15 protein-coding genes and 3 tRNA genes are annotated in these 13,845 nt (G+C 71.2%); 7 read left to right on the top strand and 11 right to left on the bottom strand.

The window, feature by feature from the left end; translation table 11 throughout:
* Nucleotides 1-2: 2 nt before the first annotated feature.
* Nucleotides 3-1,934, bottom strand: a complete 1,932-nt coding sequence (locus tag Q343_RS15395; RefSeq protein ID WP_081829567.1) for a mechanosensitive ion channel family protein — start codon at nt 1,932-1,934, stop codon at nt 3-5.
* A 316-nt stretch (nt 1,935-2,250) separates the two neighbouring features.
* Here Q343_RS15395 and Q343_RS15540 point away from each other — a divergent pair, with 316 nt between their 5' ends.
* Nucleotides 2,251-3,486 carry a D-alanyl-D-alanine carboxypeptidase family protein gene (locus tag Q343_RS15540; RefSeq protein ID WP_052366785.1) on the top strand — a complete coding sequence of 412 codons (1,236 nt, stop codon included), beginning with the start codon at nt 2,251-2,253 and terminating at the stop codon, nt 3,484-3,486.
* 64 nt (nt 3,487-3,550) lie between these two features.
* Here the strand turns inward: Q343_RS15540 and Q343_RS0102240 are convergent, their stop codons facing one another.
* The 8 genes from Q343_RS0102240 to Q343_RS0102205 form a co-directional block, all read right to left on the bottom strand.
* Nucleotides 3,551-4,417: a prenyltransferase gene (locus tag Q343_RS0102240; RefSeq protein ID WP_043109458.1), complete on the bottom strand. Its 867-nt coding sequence runs from the start codon at nt 4,415-4,417 to the stop codon at nt 3,551-3,553.
* A gap of 5 nt (nt 4,418-4,422) precedes the next feature.
* Nucleotides 4,423-4,767 (bottom strand): lycopene cyclase domain-containing protein, encoded by a 345-nt coding sequence (locus Q343_RS0102235; RefSeq protein ID WP_029251961.1) that lies wholly within the window; start codon nt 4,765-4,767, stop codon nt 4,423-4,425.
* Nucleotides 4,764-5,108: a lycopene cyclase domain-containing protein gene (locus Q343_RS0102230; protein ID WP_029251960.1), complete on the bottom strand. Its 345-nt coding sequence runs from the start codon at nt 5,106-5,108 to the stop codon at nt 4,764-4,766. Before Q343_RS0102230 ends, Q343_RS0102235 begins: the two co-directional genes overlap by 4 nt.
* Nucleotides 5,105-6,778: a phytoene desaturase family protein gene (crtI, locus tag Q343_RS0102225; RefSeq protein WP_043109152.1), complete on the bottom strand. Its 1,674-nt coding sequence runs from the start codon at nt 6,776-6,778 to the stop codon at nt 5,105-5,107. Before crtI ends, Q343_RS0102230 begins: the two co-directional genes overlap by 4 nt.
* A 2-nt stretch (nt 6,779-6,780) precedes the next feature.
* Nucleotides 6,781-7,662, bottom strand: coding sequence for a phytoene/squalene synthase family protein (locus tag Q343_RS0102220; RefSeq protein ID WP_052366784.1), 882 nt, complete (start codon nt 7,660-7,662; stop codon nt 6,781-6,783).
* Nucleotides 7,659-8,786 (bottom strand): polyprenyl synthetase family protein, encoded by a 1,128-nt coding sequence (locus tag Q343_RS13765; protein WP_052366783.1) that lies wholly within the window; start codon nt 8,784-8,786, stop codon nt 7,659-7,661. The genes Q343_RS0102220 and Q343_RS13765 overlap by 4 nt, the downstream gene beginning before the upstream one ends.
* A 124-nt stretch (nt 8,787-8,910) precedes the next feature.
* Nucleotides 8,911-9,903, bottom strand: coding sequence for a UDP-glucose 4-epimerase GalE (gene galE / locus Q343_RS0102210; protein ID WP_029251956.1), 993 nt, complete (start codon nt 9,901-9,903; stop codon nt 8,911-8,913).
* A gap of 86 nt (nt 9,904-9,989) precedes the next feature.
* Nucleotides 9,990-10,334 carry a metallopeptidase family protein gene (locus Q343_RS0102205; RefSeq protein ID WP_052366909.1) on the bottom strand — a complete coding sequence of 115 codons (345 nt, stop codon included), beginning with the start codon at nt 10,332-10,334 and terminating at the stop codon, nt 9,990-9,992.
* Nucleotides 10,335-10,439: 105 nt separating this feature from the next.
* Here Q343_RS0102205 and Q343_RS0102200 point away from each other — a divergent pair.
* The 5 genes from Q343_RS0102200 (at nt 10,440) to Q343_RS0102180 (ending at nt 11,695) form a co-directional block, all read left to right on the top strand.
* Nucleotides 10,440-10,512 (top strand) — tRNA-Glu (locus Q343_RS0102200).
* Between the two features lie 86 nt (nt 10,513-10,598).
* Nucleotides 10,599-10,672 (top strand) — tRNA-Asp (locus Q343_RS0102195).
* A 45-nt stretch (nt 10,673-10,717) separates the two neighbouring features.
* Nucleotides 10,718-10,790 (top strand) — tRNA-Phe (locus Q343_RS0102190).
* A 126-nt stretch (nt 10,791-10,916) separates the two neighbouring features.
* Nucleotides 10,917-11,411 carry a phage holin family protein gene (locus Q343_RS0102185; protein ID WP_052366782.1) on the top strand — a complete coding sequence of 165 codons (495 nt, stop codon included), beginning with the start codon at nt 10,917-10,919 and terminating at the stop codon, nt 11,409-11,411.
* Nucleotides 11,408-11,695, top strand: a complete 288-nt coding sequence (locus Q343_RS0102180; protein WP_029251953.1) for a DUF3618 domain-containing protein — start codon at nt 11,408-11,410, stop codon at nt 11,693-11,695. Before Q343_RS0102185 ends, Q343_RS0102180 begins: the two co-directional genes overlap by 4 nt.
* A gap of 82 nt (nt 11,696-11,777) precedes the next feature.
* Here the strand turns inward: Q343_RS0102180 and Q343_RS0102175 are convergent, their stop codons facing one another.
* Nucleotides 11,778-11,987: a BldC family transcriptional regulator gene (locus tag Q343_RS0102175; RefSeq protein ID WP_029251952.1), complete on the bottom strand. Its 210-nt coding sequence runs from the start codon at nt 11,985-11,987 to the stop codon at nt 11,778-11,780.
* Between the two features lie 324 nt (nt 11,988-12,311).
* Here Q343_RS0102175 and Q343_RS0102170 point away from each other — a divergent pair, with 324 nt between their 5' ends.
* On the top strand, nt 12,312-12,497 hold the full coding sequence (locus tag Q343_RS0102170; protein WP_029251951.1) for a DUF3073 domain-containing protein: 186 nt from the start codon (nt 12,312-12,314) through the stop codon (nt 12,495-12,497).
* 215 nt (nt 12,498-12,712) lie between these two features.
* Here the strand turns inward: Q343_RS0102170 and purM are convergent, their stop codons facing one another.
* Nucleotides 12,713-13,825, bottom strand: a complete 1,113-nt coding sequence (purM, locus tag Q343_RS0102165) for a phosphoribosylformylglycinamidine cyclo-ligase (protein ID WP_029251950.1) — start codon at nt 13,823-13,825, stop codon at nt 12,713-12,715.
* Nucleotides 13,826-13,845: the final 20 nt, after the last annotated feature.

Below are 13,845 nucleotides of genomic sequence, written 5' to 3'. Positions count from 1 at the left end.
CCTCAGCCGCCCTCGCCGTCGCCTCCCCCGTCGCCGTCGCCGTCGCCGCGATTGCCCGTCACGTCACCGTCACGCGGTGCACGACGCCGACGCTCTTCCTCGTCGTCCCCGTCCGGGTGCTGCTCGTCGTCGGACTCGTAGCGCTCCGCGATCTCCTCGCGCTGCGCGTACACCTCCTCGCCGGGCCCCCCGAACGCCTTCGACCGTTCGACACCCTCGTCCGTCCCGGAGAACAGCGCGGACTCCGACGCCGAGTTCTCGCCCGTGAGGATCGCTGCCGTGTTCATGGCAGCGGTCCCCGTGGACGCCTCGCTCGTCCGGACCGACGACGTCGAGCCCGAGACACTCGGCTCGACGGGCTCCGCACGCACGTCGTCGGACACGTCGCCGCGCGGCGCGTCTGCGACGCTGTCGGTGCCGTCCGCGGGGTGCGCCGCTCCCTCTGAGCCCTCGGACATCTCCGCGCCGGGCGCGCCGGTCCGGCTCACGGCCTCGTCGTCCGCGCCCGGCCCGGTGCCGGACGACGAGGCCGCCTGGTCGGCACCGAGCACGACGGTCTCCGCGGCGCTGGGGTCCGGCGGCAGGTTGCGCGACAGCACGGCCTTGCGGCGGGGCACGCGACGCGGGCCCCGGCGACGCGCAGCGTGCTCGTCCGGCACCGTGGGCTCCACGGCCTCGCTCGCGGGCGGAGAGTCCGCCGTCGCCGAGCCTCGGCGCTCCGTGCCGGACCCGTCCTCCGCAACCGGAGCGTCGGCGAGATCGCCCTGTCGGGCGAGCGCCACGGGGGCGACGTCGACCGCCTCGTCCTCACCGGGCGGGATGGCGAGCGGTACGTCGGCGCGCTCCAGCGCCTCCCCGACGCGGACGCGGGGCAGCGCCTCGGGCGCGGCGCGCTGGAGCCAGTCGACCATCCCCTCACGGACGTAGCAGCGCAGGTCGTACAGGGTCGGCGCGTCCGCGGCCGAGACCGTGGCGCGCACCTGGACGTATCCCTGGACCGCCTCGGTCACCTGCAGGACGCCGACACGATGGTCCCAGAGCGGCGTCTGGGCCAGGAGATCCTTGAGCGCTCCGCGCATCGCCGCGACGGGAGCCTCCCAGTCGAGGTCGAGCTCGACCGTGCCGAGCAGCTCGGACCGCCGGCGCGTCCAGTTCTCGAACGGGGTGGTGGTGAAGTACGTCGAGGGGAGGATGAGCCGCCGGTCGTCCCAGATGTGCACGACGACGTAGGTCATCGTGATCTCCTCGATCCGGCCCCACTCCCCCTCGAGCACGACGACGTCGTCCTGCCGGATCGCGTCGGTGAAGGCGATCTGCATGCCGGCGAACACGTTGGCCAGGGACGTCTGCGCGGCGAGCCCGGCGACGATCGAGAGCAGACCGGCCGAGGCGAAGACACTGGCTCCCGCCACACGCGCCGCCGGGAAGGTCATCAGGATCCCTGCGATCGCGCAGAGCACGAGGAGCGCGACGGTCAGGCGTCGCACGACCGTCACCTGCGTCCGGATACGCCGGGAGTGCCGGTCGTCGAACCCGTCCCCGGGCGAGTAGCGGCGCAGCATCCGGTCCTCGAAGACGAACGCGAGCGCGCCGACGGCCCACGCGCCGACGGCGATCAGCACGATGGTCAGCAGGTGCAGCAGCGGCCCGCGCCACCAGATCTCCGACTCGCCCTCGGCCAGGTCGGCGGCCGCCGGGACGGAGATCCGCACCGCCACGATGAGGGCGACCACCATGAGGACGGCCCGGATCGGACGCCTCAGGCGCAGCGCCAGGTCCCGCATCAGGCGACTGCGCTTGCCGAGTCGCCTGACCAGGAAGCCCGCGACGGCGACGAACACCATCGCGATCAGCAGGCCGACGGCAGCCGCGACGAGCGTCACGCCGAAACTGTAGGCATCTTGCACCGCTTCAGGGATGTCGGGATCGTCCATGGTCCACACCCTAGAGTCGGGCCGACGTGGCTCGCAGAACGTCGCACTCCGTGACCCGTTCGTGACCAGATCTGTCCGACGTTCACACGATCTGACGGACTCCGCCACGGAACCGTCGATGTACGAGCGCCTGATTTGGATCTGACGCTCAGATTCGTCGCGCAGTATGGGTGGTGCAGCCCGCGCAGCCGTCGATCGTCCCCCCGCGATCCGGCGCGCGGGTTGCACACCGTCTCCGAGGTTTGGATCACCGCATGACCCCCGCACTCCACACTCTGCCGATGCCGCAGCCCGCGACGTCGAGGGCGCAGCACTGATGGGCCGGCACACGGCTCAGCGCCCGCCGCTCTGGATCCGCGCGCGGACCTACCCGATCCTCCTGGCCCGGCGCTCGCCCCTCGGGCTGACCGCCGGAGTCACCGTCCTCGCACTGACGACGTCCGCGGCAAGCGCCGCCTTCGTCGCCACGCCGGCGTCGATCAAGGCCGAGCCCGCCGAGGCTGCGACGACCGACACCGGCACGGCCGCGCCCCTGGACGACTCCGTGACAGAGCTCGTCTCGACCGCGACGTCGGAGATCGCCCGAGCCGACTACGTCACCGAGTCGGCCGAGCTCTCCGACGAGAGCGCGCAGGAGATCGAGGAGGTCCGGACCGAGCTCGACACACTCGTGGCCGAGGCCGAGACGGTCGCGACCGAGGCGTCCGCGCCGGAGGCCACCGAGACGCGGGACACCTCGGAGACCGCGAGCCGCTCCACCGAGCGGAGCGCCGCGCCGTCGTCGACCGACTCCGAGGACGGGACGACGGAGGACGTCGAGTCGGCCGAACCGGTCGCCGACGAGGACGCCGCGGCCGAGACGACGCCTGACGCGACCGAGTCCGCCGACGCGACGACAGGCACCGACGCGTCGTCGGACGACACCGCGGGGTTGGACACCGACGCGGAGACGACCGAGGCGGTCGCGGCCGCGGCCGACGAGATCGAGGCGACCACCGCCCAGCTCGCCGAGCTGCTCGACGCCGCCGAGAGCACCGTGCCGGTCTCCGTCGAGGCGGCGCCGCCCACCGCCGAGGAGATCGCGGCCGAGGAGGCCGAGCAGGCTGCCGAGGAGGCGGACGAGATCGCCGCGATGGCTGCCGCGACCGAGTCGTACTCGAACGGGAACATCCCGTCGAGCGCGCTCTGCTCACCGGACTTCGCCCCGTCGGCGCTGCTGCGCTGCGACGCGGCCCACCAGCTCGAGGCCCTCAACCGCGCCTACGAGGCGCAGTTCGGCCGATCCATCCAGATCTCGGACTCCTACCGCTCGTACAGCTCGCAGGTGTCGGTCAAGGCGAGCAAGGGATACCTCGCGGCCGAGCCCGGCACCTCGAACCACGGGTGGGGCACCGCGATCGACATCGGCGACTCGGTCGGCGGGTACGGCACGGCGGAGTACAACTGGATGCTCGAGAACGCCCCGGCGTTCGGCTGGGACAACCCCGACTGGGCGCGCGCCGGCGGTTCGAAGTCGGAGCCGTGGCACTGGGAGTACGGCACCTCGTCCTGACACCGCAGGGAACTCGTCCGACGGGCCCGGTCGCAACCTTCTGGTTGCGACCGGGCCCGTCGTGCTAGAGGTTCATGGCGATGAGCAGCATCGTCACGAGGAAGCCGGTGACGAGGTTCAGCCAGAGGAAGGTGCGCCACCCCGCGTTGGCACGCGGGGCGTCGTCATCCGTGATCGTCCGGAAGCGCGCGACGTTCAGGGCGTAGGGGATCGGGAGGATCGCCGCCAGGTTGCCCGGCCACGGCAGCAGCGCGAGCACGGCCGCGGCGACGAGGTAGGCGAGGAACGCGAGCACGACGGTGGCACGCGCGCCGACCACGGTCGCCACGGAGCCGAGGCCTGCCTCGCGGTCCGCCGTCACGTCCTGGACCGCGCCGAAGGCCTGCGAGGCGGCGCCCCAGAGCAGGAACGCGACGAGGACGGGCCAGACGCTCGGACCGTTCAGCGGGACGTCGAGCAGCACGAGGGCGTAGAGCAGCGGGCCGAGGAAGTGCATCGCCGACGTGAACGAGTCGACGAACGCCCGCTCCTTGAAGCGCAGCACCGGCGCCGAGTACGCGACGACGAGGAAGACCACGACGCCGAGCGTCAGGTTCGCTGCGAGGTCCCCCTGGAGCAGGAGCCAGGCGAGGAACGGAATGTTCGTCAGCGCCGCCGCCCAGAGGATCCGGCGGTGGGCGATCTTCGCCTGGTCCCGCGGGACCAGGGCACCCTCGATCCCCCCCTTGCGCGGGTTGCGCAGGTCGGACTCGTAGTCGAAGACGTCGTTGATCCCGTACATCAGCAGGTTGTACGGGATCAAGAAGTACAGCGTGCCGACGACGAAGAGCGCGTCGACCCGCCCGCCCGTCGCGAGGAGGTACCCGGCTGCGAAGGGGTAGGCCGTGTTGATCCAGGAGAACGGTCGGGACGCGGCGACGACGTCGCGCAGAGCGCTCACGGGGACGCCTCCTCGGAGTCGGTGCTCGATGCACGACGACGGTCCGCCCGGCTCTCGAGCGCCGTCCAGGTCGCCGGGATCAGCAGCGCGGCGACGAGCGGGTAGAAGAAGTCCTCGAGCGGTGCACCCCACAGGTAGATCCCGAGGATCTTATCGGGGTCGAACTCGTACAGACCGACCGCGATCATCAGCGTGTCGAAGACGAGCGTCAGGGCGCACAGGACGAGGGCGGCGACCAGGATCGGGGTCAGCCACGTCCCGGCGCGGTGGCGGCGCACGACGGGTGCGCAGACGACGATCGCCACCGCGAGCACGATCAGGTTGAGGACGATGTTGGTCATGACGCCTCCGTCCTCCCGCGCGCCCAGCGGTCGGCGGCGCGCCACACCAGCAGGGTCGAGTAGCACATCAGCGTCAGGAACACCGCCTCCTCGACCGGCAGCTCGGGGGCGAGGAGCAGCCCGGTCATGTGCGGCGAGTCGCCTCGCGAGAAGATCCCGAGGAGCAGACCGGCGACGTCCCACAGAAGGAAGACGACGACCCCGAGGGCGAGCACGGCCGTCGTGCGCCGCGCGTCGTGCCAGAACGCGAGGGCGAACCGGCGGTCGAGGATCGCGAGGCCGCCGAGGGAGACGGCGAGCGCCCCGAGGTAGGCGAGCCCGATCGGGTCGAACCCGCTCATGCGCGCCCCGTCCGCTCGGGGCGACGGCTGGCGTCGAGGAATCCACGTCGCAGCGGCGTCGGCAGCGGCCGGGCCGAGGTCTCCCCGAGGAGCCGCTTGACGACGAGCTCGGCGCTGATGATGCACATCGGCAGGCCGACGCCGGGCGCCGCACCGGCACCGACGTGGTAGAGCCCGGAGACCCGGTCGGAGGCCCCCGGTGGTCGGAACATCGCCGACTGCGCAAGCGTGTGCTCCATGCCGAGCGCGGTGCCGCGCCAGGCGTGGTGCGCCTCGTCGAAGTGCGCCGGGCCGAGCACGGTCCGGGTGGTAACACGGCCCGGGAGGTCCTCGACACCCGCCCACGTCCCGATCTGCGCGAGGTAGCGGTCCGCGAGCGCCTCGAGCTCGGCCTGGGACGCGGCATCGGCTCCCATCGACTCGTCCGCGGGGAACGGCACGAGCACGAAGAGGTTCTCGTGCCCGGGCGGAGCGGCGGGCGCAGGGCTGTCGGCCGTGTCGGTGGCCGAGGTGCGCGAGACGTAGATCGAGGCCGGGTCGGGGGCGCGCAGGCGCTCCGCGCTGCTGGCGGTGTCCGTTCCGAGGATGTCGCGGAAGTTCGTGTCCCAGTCCCGGGTGAAGAAGAGACTGTGGTGCGCGAGCTCCGGCAGCTCGCCGCGCACGCCCGCGAGCACGAGCAGCGCGGAGATGCCCGGCCCCCGCCGCTCCCAGTACGACTCCGGGTAGGTGGCGAGCTCGGGCGGCAGCAGCGCGGTCTCGGTGTGGTGGCGGTCCGACCCCGAGACCACGACGTCGGCCGCGATCGTCTCCCCGTCGGTGAGGCGCACCCCGGTGACCCGTCCCGTCGCGTGTCCACGACGACGTCCCGTGCGCTCGGTCTCGATCGCGGCGACCTCGGTGGAGGTGCGGATGGTGACCCCCTCGGCGATCGCGAGCCGTTCCATCGCCTCGACCAGCGTGTACATCCCCCCGCGCGGGTAGCGGACGCCGTCGGCCAGATCGAGGTGGCTCATGAGGCTGTAGAGGGCGGGCACGCGTCCCGGTGCGGAGCCGAGGAAGACCGCGTGATAGCCGAGCACCTGCCGCAGGCGGTGGTCGTCCACCGTCCGGGCGACCTCGCGCTCGAGCGTGCTCGACAGCAGCGTCGCGAGCCGGGGCAGCCGGCGCAGGACGTCGCCGTCGACCAGTCGGTCGGGCCGCTCGAACGTGGTGTAGAGGAAGTGCTCGAGCGCCATGCGATAGGCGTCGCCCGACCGCTTCACGTACTCGCTGACGCGGGCTCCGGCGCCGGGCTCGAGCGTGTCGAACCGGTCGAGGTTCGTCGCGAGGTCGTCGCCGACGTCGAGGACGTGGCCGGGTTCCTCACGGCACGCCGCCCCGTCGGGCGTCTCGAAGAACACCCGGTACGCCGGGTCGAGGGTGACGAGGTCGAGGTGGTCGTGGATGTTCTCGCCGAGCAGCGCGAAGAAGTGCTCGAACACCTCGGGCATCAGGTACCAGGACGGCCCGGTGTCGAACCGGAACCCGTCGACCTCCCACGACCCAGCACGACCTCCGACCTGCTCGTTGCGCTCGAGGAGCGTGACGTCGGCGCCGCCCCGGGCCAGCAGGGCGGCGGTGGCCAGCCCGCCGACGCCTCCCCCGACGACGACGATCTTGCTGCTGCCCATGACTACCCTTCTCGCAACGCGCGCAGTGCCGCCGCACCGGCGACCACGATCTTCTCACCGTCGGGGACACGGACCCGTCGCTCGAGCACCTGCGCGGGCGGCGTGTCGGCGATCCGTCTCAGCAGACGGTCGTACAGGGCGATGGTCGCGGCGACCGCGGCGCGTGGTCGCCGCGGCAGGCCGGGCAGCGCCGTCCGTGCCTGGTCGACGTCCGCCCGGATCTCGGCGAGCAGCCGCGCCATGCACGCGTCGTCGAGGTCGTCGGGCCGGACCCCGGGGAAGTACGACCGACCGCGCTCGACGTGGTCGGCCCGCAGGTCCCGGAGGAAGTTGATCTTCTGGAACGCGGCGCCGAGCGCACGGGCACCGACGACGAGGTCGGGCGGTGACGGCGCGTCGGGGCCGAGCGGAGGCTCCGCGTCCTGCAGGAAGACCCGCAGGCACATCAGGCCGACCACCTCGGCCGAGCCGTAGACGTAGCGCTCGTAGCTCTCCTGCGTGTGCACGTCGACGCTGAGGTCGGCCGCCATCGAGTCGAAGAACGGGTCCACGAGGTCGGCGCCGATCCCCGTGGCCTGCGCGGTTCGCGCGAAGGCGTGGACGACGAGGTCGGCGGACCACCCGCGGCTCGTCGCGGCGTGGGTCTCGGACCGCATCGCCTCGAGAACCCGTCCGGCGCCGTCGCCTCCGTATGTGTCCACGATCTCGTCGGCCACCCGGACCAGGGCGTAGACCGCCTCGATGCGTCGGCGGGTCGTCCGGCCGAGGAGTCGCGACCCGAGGCCGAACGACGTCGAGTAGCGGCGGATCACGAGCGACGCGGCCCGCTGAGCCGTCTCGTCGTACTGGGCGACGTCGCGTGCCACCAGGACGTCGTCGCTCATTCGGCACGCTCCACGAGCTTGTCGAGCATCGCACCGAGCTGCACCCGCAGACCCTGCGGAAGGTCGTCCGTCAGCGACGCGGCCGCCTCGGCGGACAGCGCCCGCACGTCGCCCGCGACCGCGTCGACGGCACCCGTGGCGTGCAGGACGTCGCGCACCGCAGCCGCACCGGACTCTTCGAGGTCGGGATCGCCGAGATGGCGCCGGAGGACAGCGGACTGCTCGGCGTCTGCCCGCCGCCATGCCACCGCGACGAGCTCGGTGCGCTTGCCCTCGCGCAGGTCCGAGAGCGCGGACTTCCCCGTCACCGCCGGGTCCCCGAAGGTACCGAGCATGTCGTCGACGAGCTGGAACGCGACCCCGGCCGCACGGCCGTATCGCTCGAGCTGTTCGCACGTGGTCGCGTCGGCCCCCGCGAGCTGCGCGCCGGTCACCAGCGGAAGCACGGACGAGTACACCGCCGTCTTGAGCAGCGCGACGGTCCGCGCGTCGACCTCGCCGGGCGCTCGGTACTGGCCGAGCACGTCGAGCAGCTCACCGCGGATCGTCGTGTGCACCGACCGCACGAGCAGTCGCAGGACGAACGCCTGGACCGCCGGCGCGAGGTTGGCGTCCAGGACCAGGTCGACCGCGCCCCACATCGCGAGGTCACCGCCGAGGAGAGCCGCGGCGTCGGCCGCGACCGCGGGTGCTCCCTCGACCTCTCCCGCGCGATAGGTTCCCGCGACGTTCGGGCGCCCGCGCCGCACGCTGTCGTGGTCGATCAGGTCGTCGTGGATGAGCATCGCGGTGTGGAGCAGCTCGTGCGCCGCGGCGACCGGGACGATCGCGCTCGTGTCGCGCCCGCCGAGGCCGAGGTAGGCGGTGGCGGCCAGACGCGGCCTGAGGAGCTTGCCGCCGACCTGGTCACCGACAGTCGCCCACAGGCGTGCGGCGTCCCCGGGCGCGTCCGTGCCGGTCCGGTCCGTGGCTGCCTGCCGCTGCACGTAGGCGTCGGCCGCCGCCTGGATACGCGGAAGGACCTCGTCGACGGCGCGGCTGAGCTCCGGGGCGCTGGGCGCTCCCGCGTGGACGAGTCGTAGCGACTCGGCGTGCCGCTCGGGCACCTGGAGGGCCGAGGTCACGGATTCGTATGCCGATTCGGACAACGGGTCCACCCTTCGTCGAGATGCTCAGCATACTGAGGAATCTCCACCTCGCCACCCCTGGTGCACCGCCGCCCGAGGTGTGTCGACCGTCCTTTCGGCCCTACCGCTCGCCGACGTCGATGGCGCGGGGGCCTGCCTGCCAGGCTTCCCAGGCCGAGTCGATGATCTCCTCCAGCCCCTGCTTGGCCACCCATCCGAGCTCGAGCCGGATCCGCTCGGGCGACGCCACGAGCTGGGGCGGGTCGCCGGCGCGCCGAGGCTCGACGTCGGCCGTCACGTCCAGCCCGGAGGCACGCCCGATCTGCTCGATGACCTCACGCACGGAGGCCCCGGTGCCCGTGCCGACGTTGAAGACGTCGTGCTCGCGCTCGTCGAGGTCGAGGTACTCGAGCGAGGCCAGGTGCGCCTCGGCCAGGTCGAGGACGTGGATGTAGTCCCGGATGCAGGTGCCGTCCGGCGTCGGGTAGTCGTCCCCGAAGATCTTGGGGCGCTCGCTGCGCTCGAGGCGGTCCAGCACCATCGGGACGAGGTTCAGGATCGCGGGGTCGCCCAGCTCCGGCCATCCGGCACCGGCGACGTTGAAGTAGCGCAGCGCGACGAACCGCAGGCCCCAGGCCCGGCCGGCCGCACGCCCGAGCCACTCGCCGATCAGCTTGGTCTCGCCGTACGGGTTGATGGGCTCCGCGTGCAGCTTCTCCTCGACGGACGAGACCGACGGCATGCCGTAGGTGGCCGCCGAGGAGGAGAAGACGAGCCGGTCGACGTCCGCGGCCTCCATCGCCGCGATCACGTTGGTGAGACCGCCGACGTTCTGCTGGTAGTACCAGGCGGGCTTCTCGACCGACTCGCCGACCTGCTTGCGGGCCGCGAAGTGGACGACGGCGCGCACGTCGTGCTCCACCATCGCCACCCTCATCGCCTCGACGGCGCCCGGACCCGCGACGTCGCACTCGACGAGCACCGCGTCGCCGATCCGCTCGGGCCGCCCCGTGCTCAGGTCGTCCACGACGACGACCTTCTCCCCCCGCTCCTGCAGGAGTCGCACCACATGAGCCCCGATATATCCGGCCCCGCCGGTCACCAATGTCGTCATGCTCACAGCCTATCGCCCGCCACCACGCGAAGTGAGTTTTTGTCCGGTCCTGTGAACCGTCGGACGGCCCGGCGCGCGGCCCGACATCAGCCCCAGCCGAGAGCGTGCAGGCGCTCGTCGTCGATCCCGAAGTGGTGGGCGATCTCGTGCACCACCGTGATCGCCACCTCCTCGACGACCTCCTCGACCGACTCGCAGATCGCGAGCGTGGGGTTCCGGAAGATGGTGATGCGGTCGGGCAGGCTCCCGGCCGCCCATCCGAGGTCGCGCTCTGTCAACGGCACGCCCTCGTAGAGGCCGAGAAGAGTCGGCTCGTCGGCCGGCGCGTCGTCCTCGACGAGCACCACGACGTTGTCGATCTGTGCCGTCAGCTCCGGCGGGACGAGATCCAGCCCGTCGCTCACCGCGCCCTCGAACTCCTCGCGCGTCATCTCCACCACGGGCCCATCCTCTCGCACGCGCGCGGCCGCGCGCTCGCGTGTGGACAGCGACCGGTGCGCGTCATCTATGATGGTCCGGTTGCTCTCGGGCAACGGGCCCCCATCGTCTAGCGGCCCAGGACCCCGCCCTTTCACGGCGGTAGCACGGGTTCGAATCCCGTTGGGGGTACGGAATCAGTCGCCAGACAGGCCGATTTCAAGTTCAGCCAGGTTCTGGGGTAAGGTTCTCATCGGTTCGCCAAGCGGATCACGCAAGGCCCTGTAGCGCAGTTGGTTAGCGCGCCGCCCTGTCACGGCGGAGGTCGCGGGTTCAAGTCCCGTCAGGGTCGCACTGCACATCCGCCCGGTCTACATAGACCGGGCGTTCGTGTCAGGGCTCTGTAGCTCAGTTGGTAGAGCGTTCGACTGAAAATCGAAAGGTCACCGGATCGACGCCGGTCGGAGCCACAGCCGAAGGCCCCCAGGGAATCCCTGGGGGCCTTCGCCATTCAGTCAGCACCGGGCCGGTGCAGAGTTGCGCCGACCTACCTGTGGCTGTTGAGTGGGAACACTCCGCATCGAGAAGGGCGTGACATGAGCGACTGGGACGACGGGACCGAGCCCCCGAAGCCGACGATCGGCAAGCTCGTCGAGCAGCTCACCGAGCAGACGACACGACTCATCAAGGCCGAGATCGCGCTCGCCAAGCACGAGCTGACCACCAAGGCGACCAACGCCGGGATCGGCATCGCACTCTTCGTGGTCGCTGGCGTGCTGGCGCTCTACGCACTGGGATGGCTGCTGTTCTCGGCCTACGCCGGCCTCGCCGTGGCGATGCCCGAGTGGCTCGCGGCGCTGGTGCTCGGCGTCGTGCTGCTGCTGATCATCGCCGTGCTCGCGCTGGTCGGCAAGACCCGGCTCCAGAAGGGTCTTCCTCCGAAGCCGGAGGCCGCGATGGCCTCGGTGCAGGAGGACATCGCAGCGGTCAAGGGTGGCGACGCGAAGACAGCGCGGCCGACCGACGAGGCCGACACCGAAGATGGCCTGACGGCCACGGCACGGACCGAGAAGAAGGTGGACGACAAGTGAGCGACGACCCGCAGTCCCTCATCGAGGCCGAGATCGCCAAGACCCGGGCCGAGCTCGCCGGCACCGTGGACGAGCTGACCGACCGGCTGGCACCGGCGAACCTTGCCAGGTCGGCGGGAGCGGCCACCAAGCAGGCGGCGCTTGACACGCAGGACTTCATCACGGGCAAGGGTATGCCGACGACCTCGCCGCGACGCCAACGGAACGTGAAGGCGCTCCTCGGGACCGCCGCGGCGGTCGCGGTGGCGGTGACGGTCGTCGTCATCCGCATCGCGCGGAAGTAGCCGCAGGGCCACGACCCGGGCGAATCAGCGCACGTCGAACGCCGCGAACCTCCGGGTTCGCGGCGTCCGCTGTTTCCCGGCCTCAGCTGTCGGCGTGGTCGGCGTCGTCGCTCGCCGCGCCCAGCAGGGCCTGAACCTCGGATTCCTTGTACCGACGGTGACCACCCAACGTACGGATCGACGAGAGCTTGCCGGCCTTCGCCCACCGCGTGACGGTCTTGGGGTCTACCCGGAACATGCTCGCCACCTCGGCGGGCGTCAACAGGACCTCAGAGTCGCCGTGCACAGACATTCGCTGCACCTCCCCAGCGGCGGGCCCGCTCTGACAGGAATGCCAAAGGACTGGGACGGACCACACCCGTCTCTCTATTGTCACAGGATGTGGTTTTTTCACGACTTGAGAGCCGATTCCATCGAGGATGATGTGCTGTATATCCCATCACAGTGCCTCGAATCTGGGCCATCTGGGCACCACTTACGCCCAGGGCGCAGAGGGTCGAGTGGAGAGAACCGCCCTCGGCGCGGTAATGTGACGCCTGAACAGACACTCGTGAACATTCGGGGCCGCGCGTCGTTGACGTCGCCGCCCCGCTCCTAGTTGAGGGGGGTCGGAGCCATGGGCCGCGGCCGTCAGAAGGCAAAGCACACCAAGGTTGCACGGGAGCTGAAGTACTACAGCCCCGAGACCAACTATGCAGAGCTCGAACAGGAGCTCAAGAAGTCAGAATCAGGTGTGGCGATCCAGTCGCGCGCCTCGGACGACGACGACGAGCGCTACGCGAACTGGTCGGACGACCGCTAGATCGTCAGGCTGGACCCGGGCCCGCGGAGCCGTGACGCTCCGGCCCGGGTCTCGTCGTGTTCGGACTTCGTGGACGACCGTCTGAGCGTCGTCGCGCCCCGATCCCGACGCAGGACCCACCGGCAGCAGCTTCTCGCGCCTCGCGCCGGGTGACGAGACCCGGCAGGACTGCACCCCGCCGGGCCTCCTCCATGTCCGGGTCTCCCCGGCGCTGCCTACGCGCGGTACTCGTTGACGAGTCGCACCGCGCCAGCCTGGACACCCTTGGTCCCCGCCACGAGGTCGCCGTCCGACGCCGCGCCGTCGCCCAGGTCCTCGACCTGACCGAGGACCCATGCAGGTAGGCCAAGAGCGGCGCACCGCGCGAGCGCGGCATCCACGCCGTCGGCACCGACGACGGCGACCATGCCGACGCCCAGGTTGAGCGTGTTCTCGAGGTCGGTGCGCGGGACACCGCCGAGCTCCTGCATCACGCGGAACACCGGGGGCACGGACCAGCTGGCCCGGTCGACGACGCCGACGAGCCCGGCCGGCAGCACGCGCGCGAGGTTCGCGGCGAGGCCCCCACCGGTGACGTGCGTGTACGCGTGCACCTCTGCCGCCTCGTCGCGAGCCAGTGCGAGGCAGTCGGAGGCGTAGACGCGAGTCGGCTCCAGCAGCTCTTCGCCCAGCGTCCGTCCGAACTCCTCGACGTGACGGTCGAGGCTCCAGCCCGCACGGTTGATCACGCCGCGCACGAGCGAGTACCCGTTGGAGTGGATGCCCGACGACGCGAGCCCGATCAGGACGTCGCCGGCGCGGACCCGGTCCGGACCGAGCAGCTGATCGGCCTCGACGACACCGGTGGCAGCACCCGCGACGTCGTACTCGTCCTCGCCCAGCAGCCCCGGGTGCTCGGCGGTCTCGCCGCCGACGAGGGCGGTGCCGGCCACCTCGCAGGCCGCCGCGATACCACGCACGACGTCGGCGATGCGCTCCGGGTGCACCTTGCCGCACGCGATGTAGTCGGTCATGAACAGCGGCTCGGCGCCGACCACCACGATGTCGTCGACGACCATGCCGACCAGGTCGAACCCGATCGTGTCGTGGACGTCCATCGCCTGGGCGATCGCAACCTTGGTGCCGACCCCGTCGGTCGACGTCGCGAGCAGCGGCTTGCGGTACCTCGTCAACGCCTGCGCGTCGTAGAGACCTGCGAACCCGCCGACTCCTCCGAGGACCTGGGGGCCGTGGGTGCGCTGGACCGCGTCCTTCATCAGCTCGACGGCGCGGTCGCCCGCCTCCGTGTCGACCCCGGTCGCGGCGTAGGTCAGACCTTCGTTCGTCACGTCAGATTCTCCTGGTAGAT

The sequence above is a fragment of the Paraoerskovia marina DSM 21750 genome, assembly GCF_000701465.1.
Lineage (GTDB): Bacteria > Actinomycetota > Actinomycetes > Actinomycetales > Cellulomonadaceae > Paraoerskovia > Paraoerskovia marina.
This window is presented reverse-complemented; position numbering and strand designations above follow the sequence as displayed.

Coding starts and splice junctions, on each gene's coding strand:
- Q343_RS15395 (WP_081829567.1), bottom strand. CDS start 1,934: ATGGACGATCCCGACATCCCTGAAGCGGTGCAAGATGCCTACAGTTTC.
- Q343_RS15540 (WP_052366785.1), top strand. CDS start 2,251: ATGGGCCGGCACACGGCTCAGCGCCCGCCGCTCTGGATCCGCGCGCGG.
- Q343_RS0102235 (WP_029251961.1), bottom strand. CDS start 4,767: ATGACCAACATCGTCCTCAACCTGATCGTGCTCGCGGTGGCGATCGTC.
- Q343_RS0102230 (WP_029251960.1), bottom strand. CDS start 5,108: ATGAGCGGGTTCGACCCGATCGGGCTCGCCTACCTCGGGGCGCTCGCC.
- crtI (WP_043109152.1), bottom strand. CDS start 6,778: ATGGGCAGCAGCAAGATCGTCGTCGTCGGGGGAGGCGTCGGCGGGCTG.
- Q343_RS0102220 (WP_052366784.1), bottom strand. CDS start 7,662: ATGAGCGACGACGTCCTGGTGGCACGCGACGTCGCCCAGTACGACGAG.
- galE (WP_029251956.1), bottom strand. CDS start 9,903: ATGACGACATTGGTGACCGGCGGGGCCGGATATATCGGGGCTCATGTG.
- Q343_RS0102205 (WP_052366909.1), bottom strand. CDS start 10,334: ATGACGCGCGAGGAGTTCGAGGGCGCGGTGAGCGACGGGCTGGATCTC.
- Q343_RS0102185 (WP_052366782.1), top strand. CDS start 10,917: ATGAGCGACTGGGACGACGGGACCGAGCCCCCGAAGCCGACGATCGGC.
- Q343_RS0102175 (WP_029251952.1), bottom strand. CDS start 11,987: ATGTCTGTGCACGGCGACTCTGAGGTCCTGTTGACGCCCGCCGAGGTG.
- Q343_RS0102170 (WP_029251951.1), top strand. CDS start 12,312: ATGGGCCGCGGCCGTCAGAAGGCAAAGCACACCAAGGTTGCACGGGAG.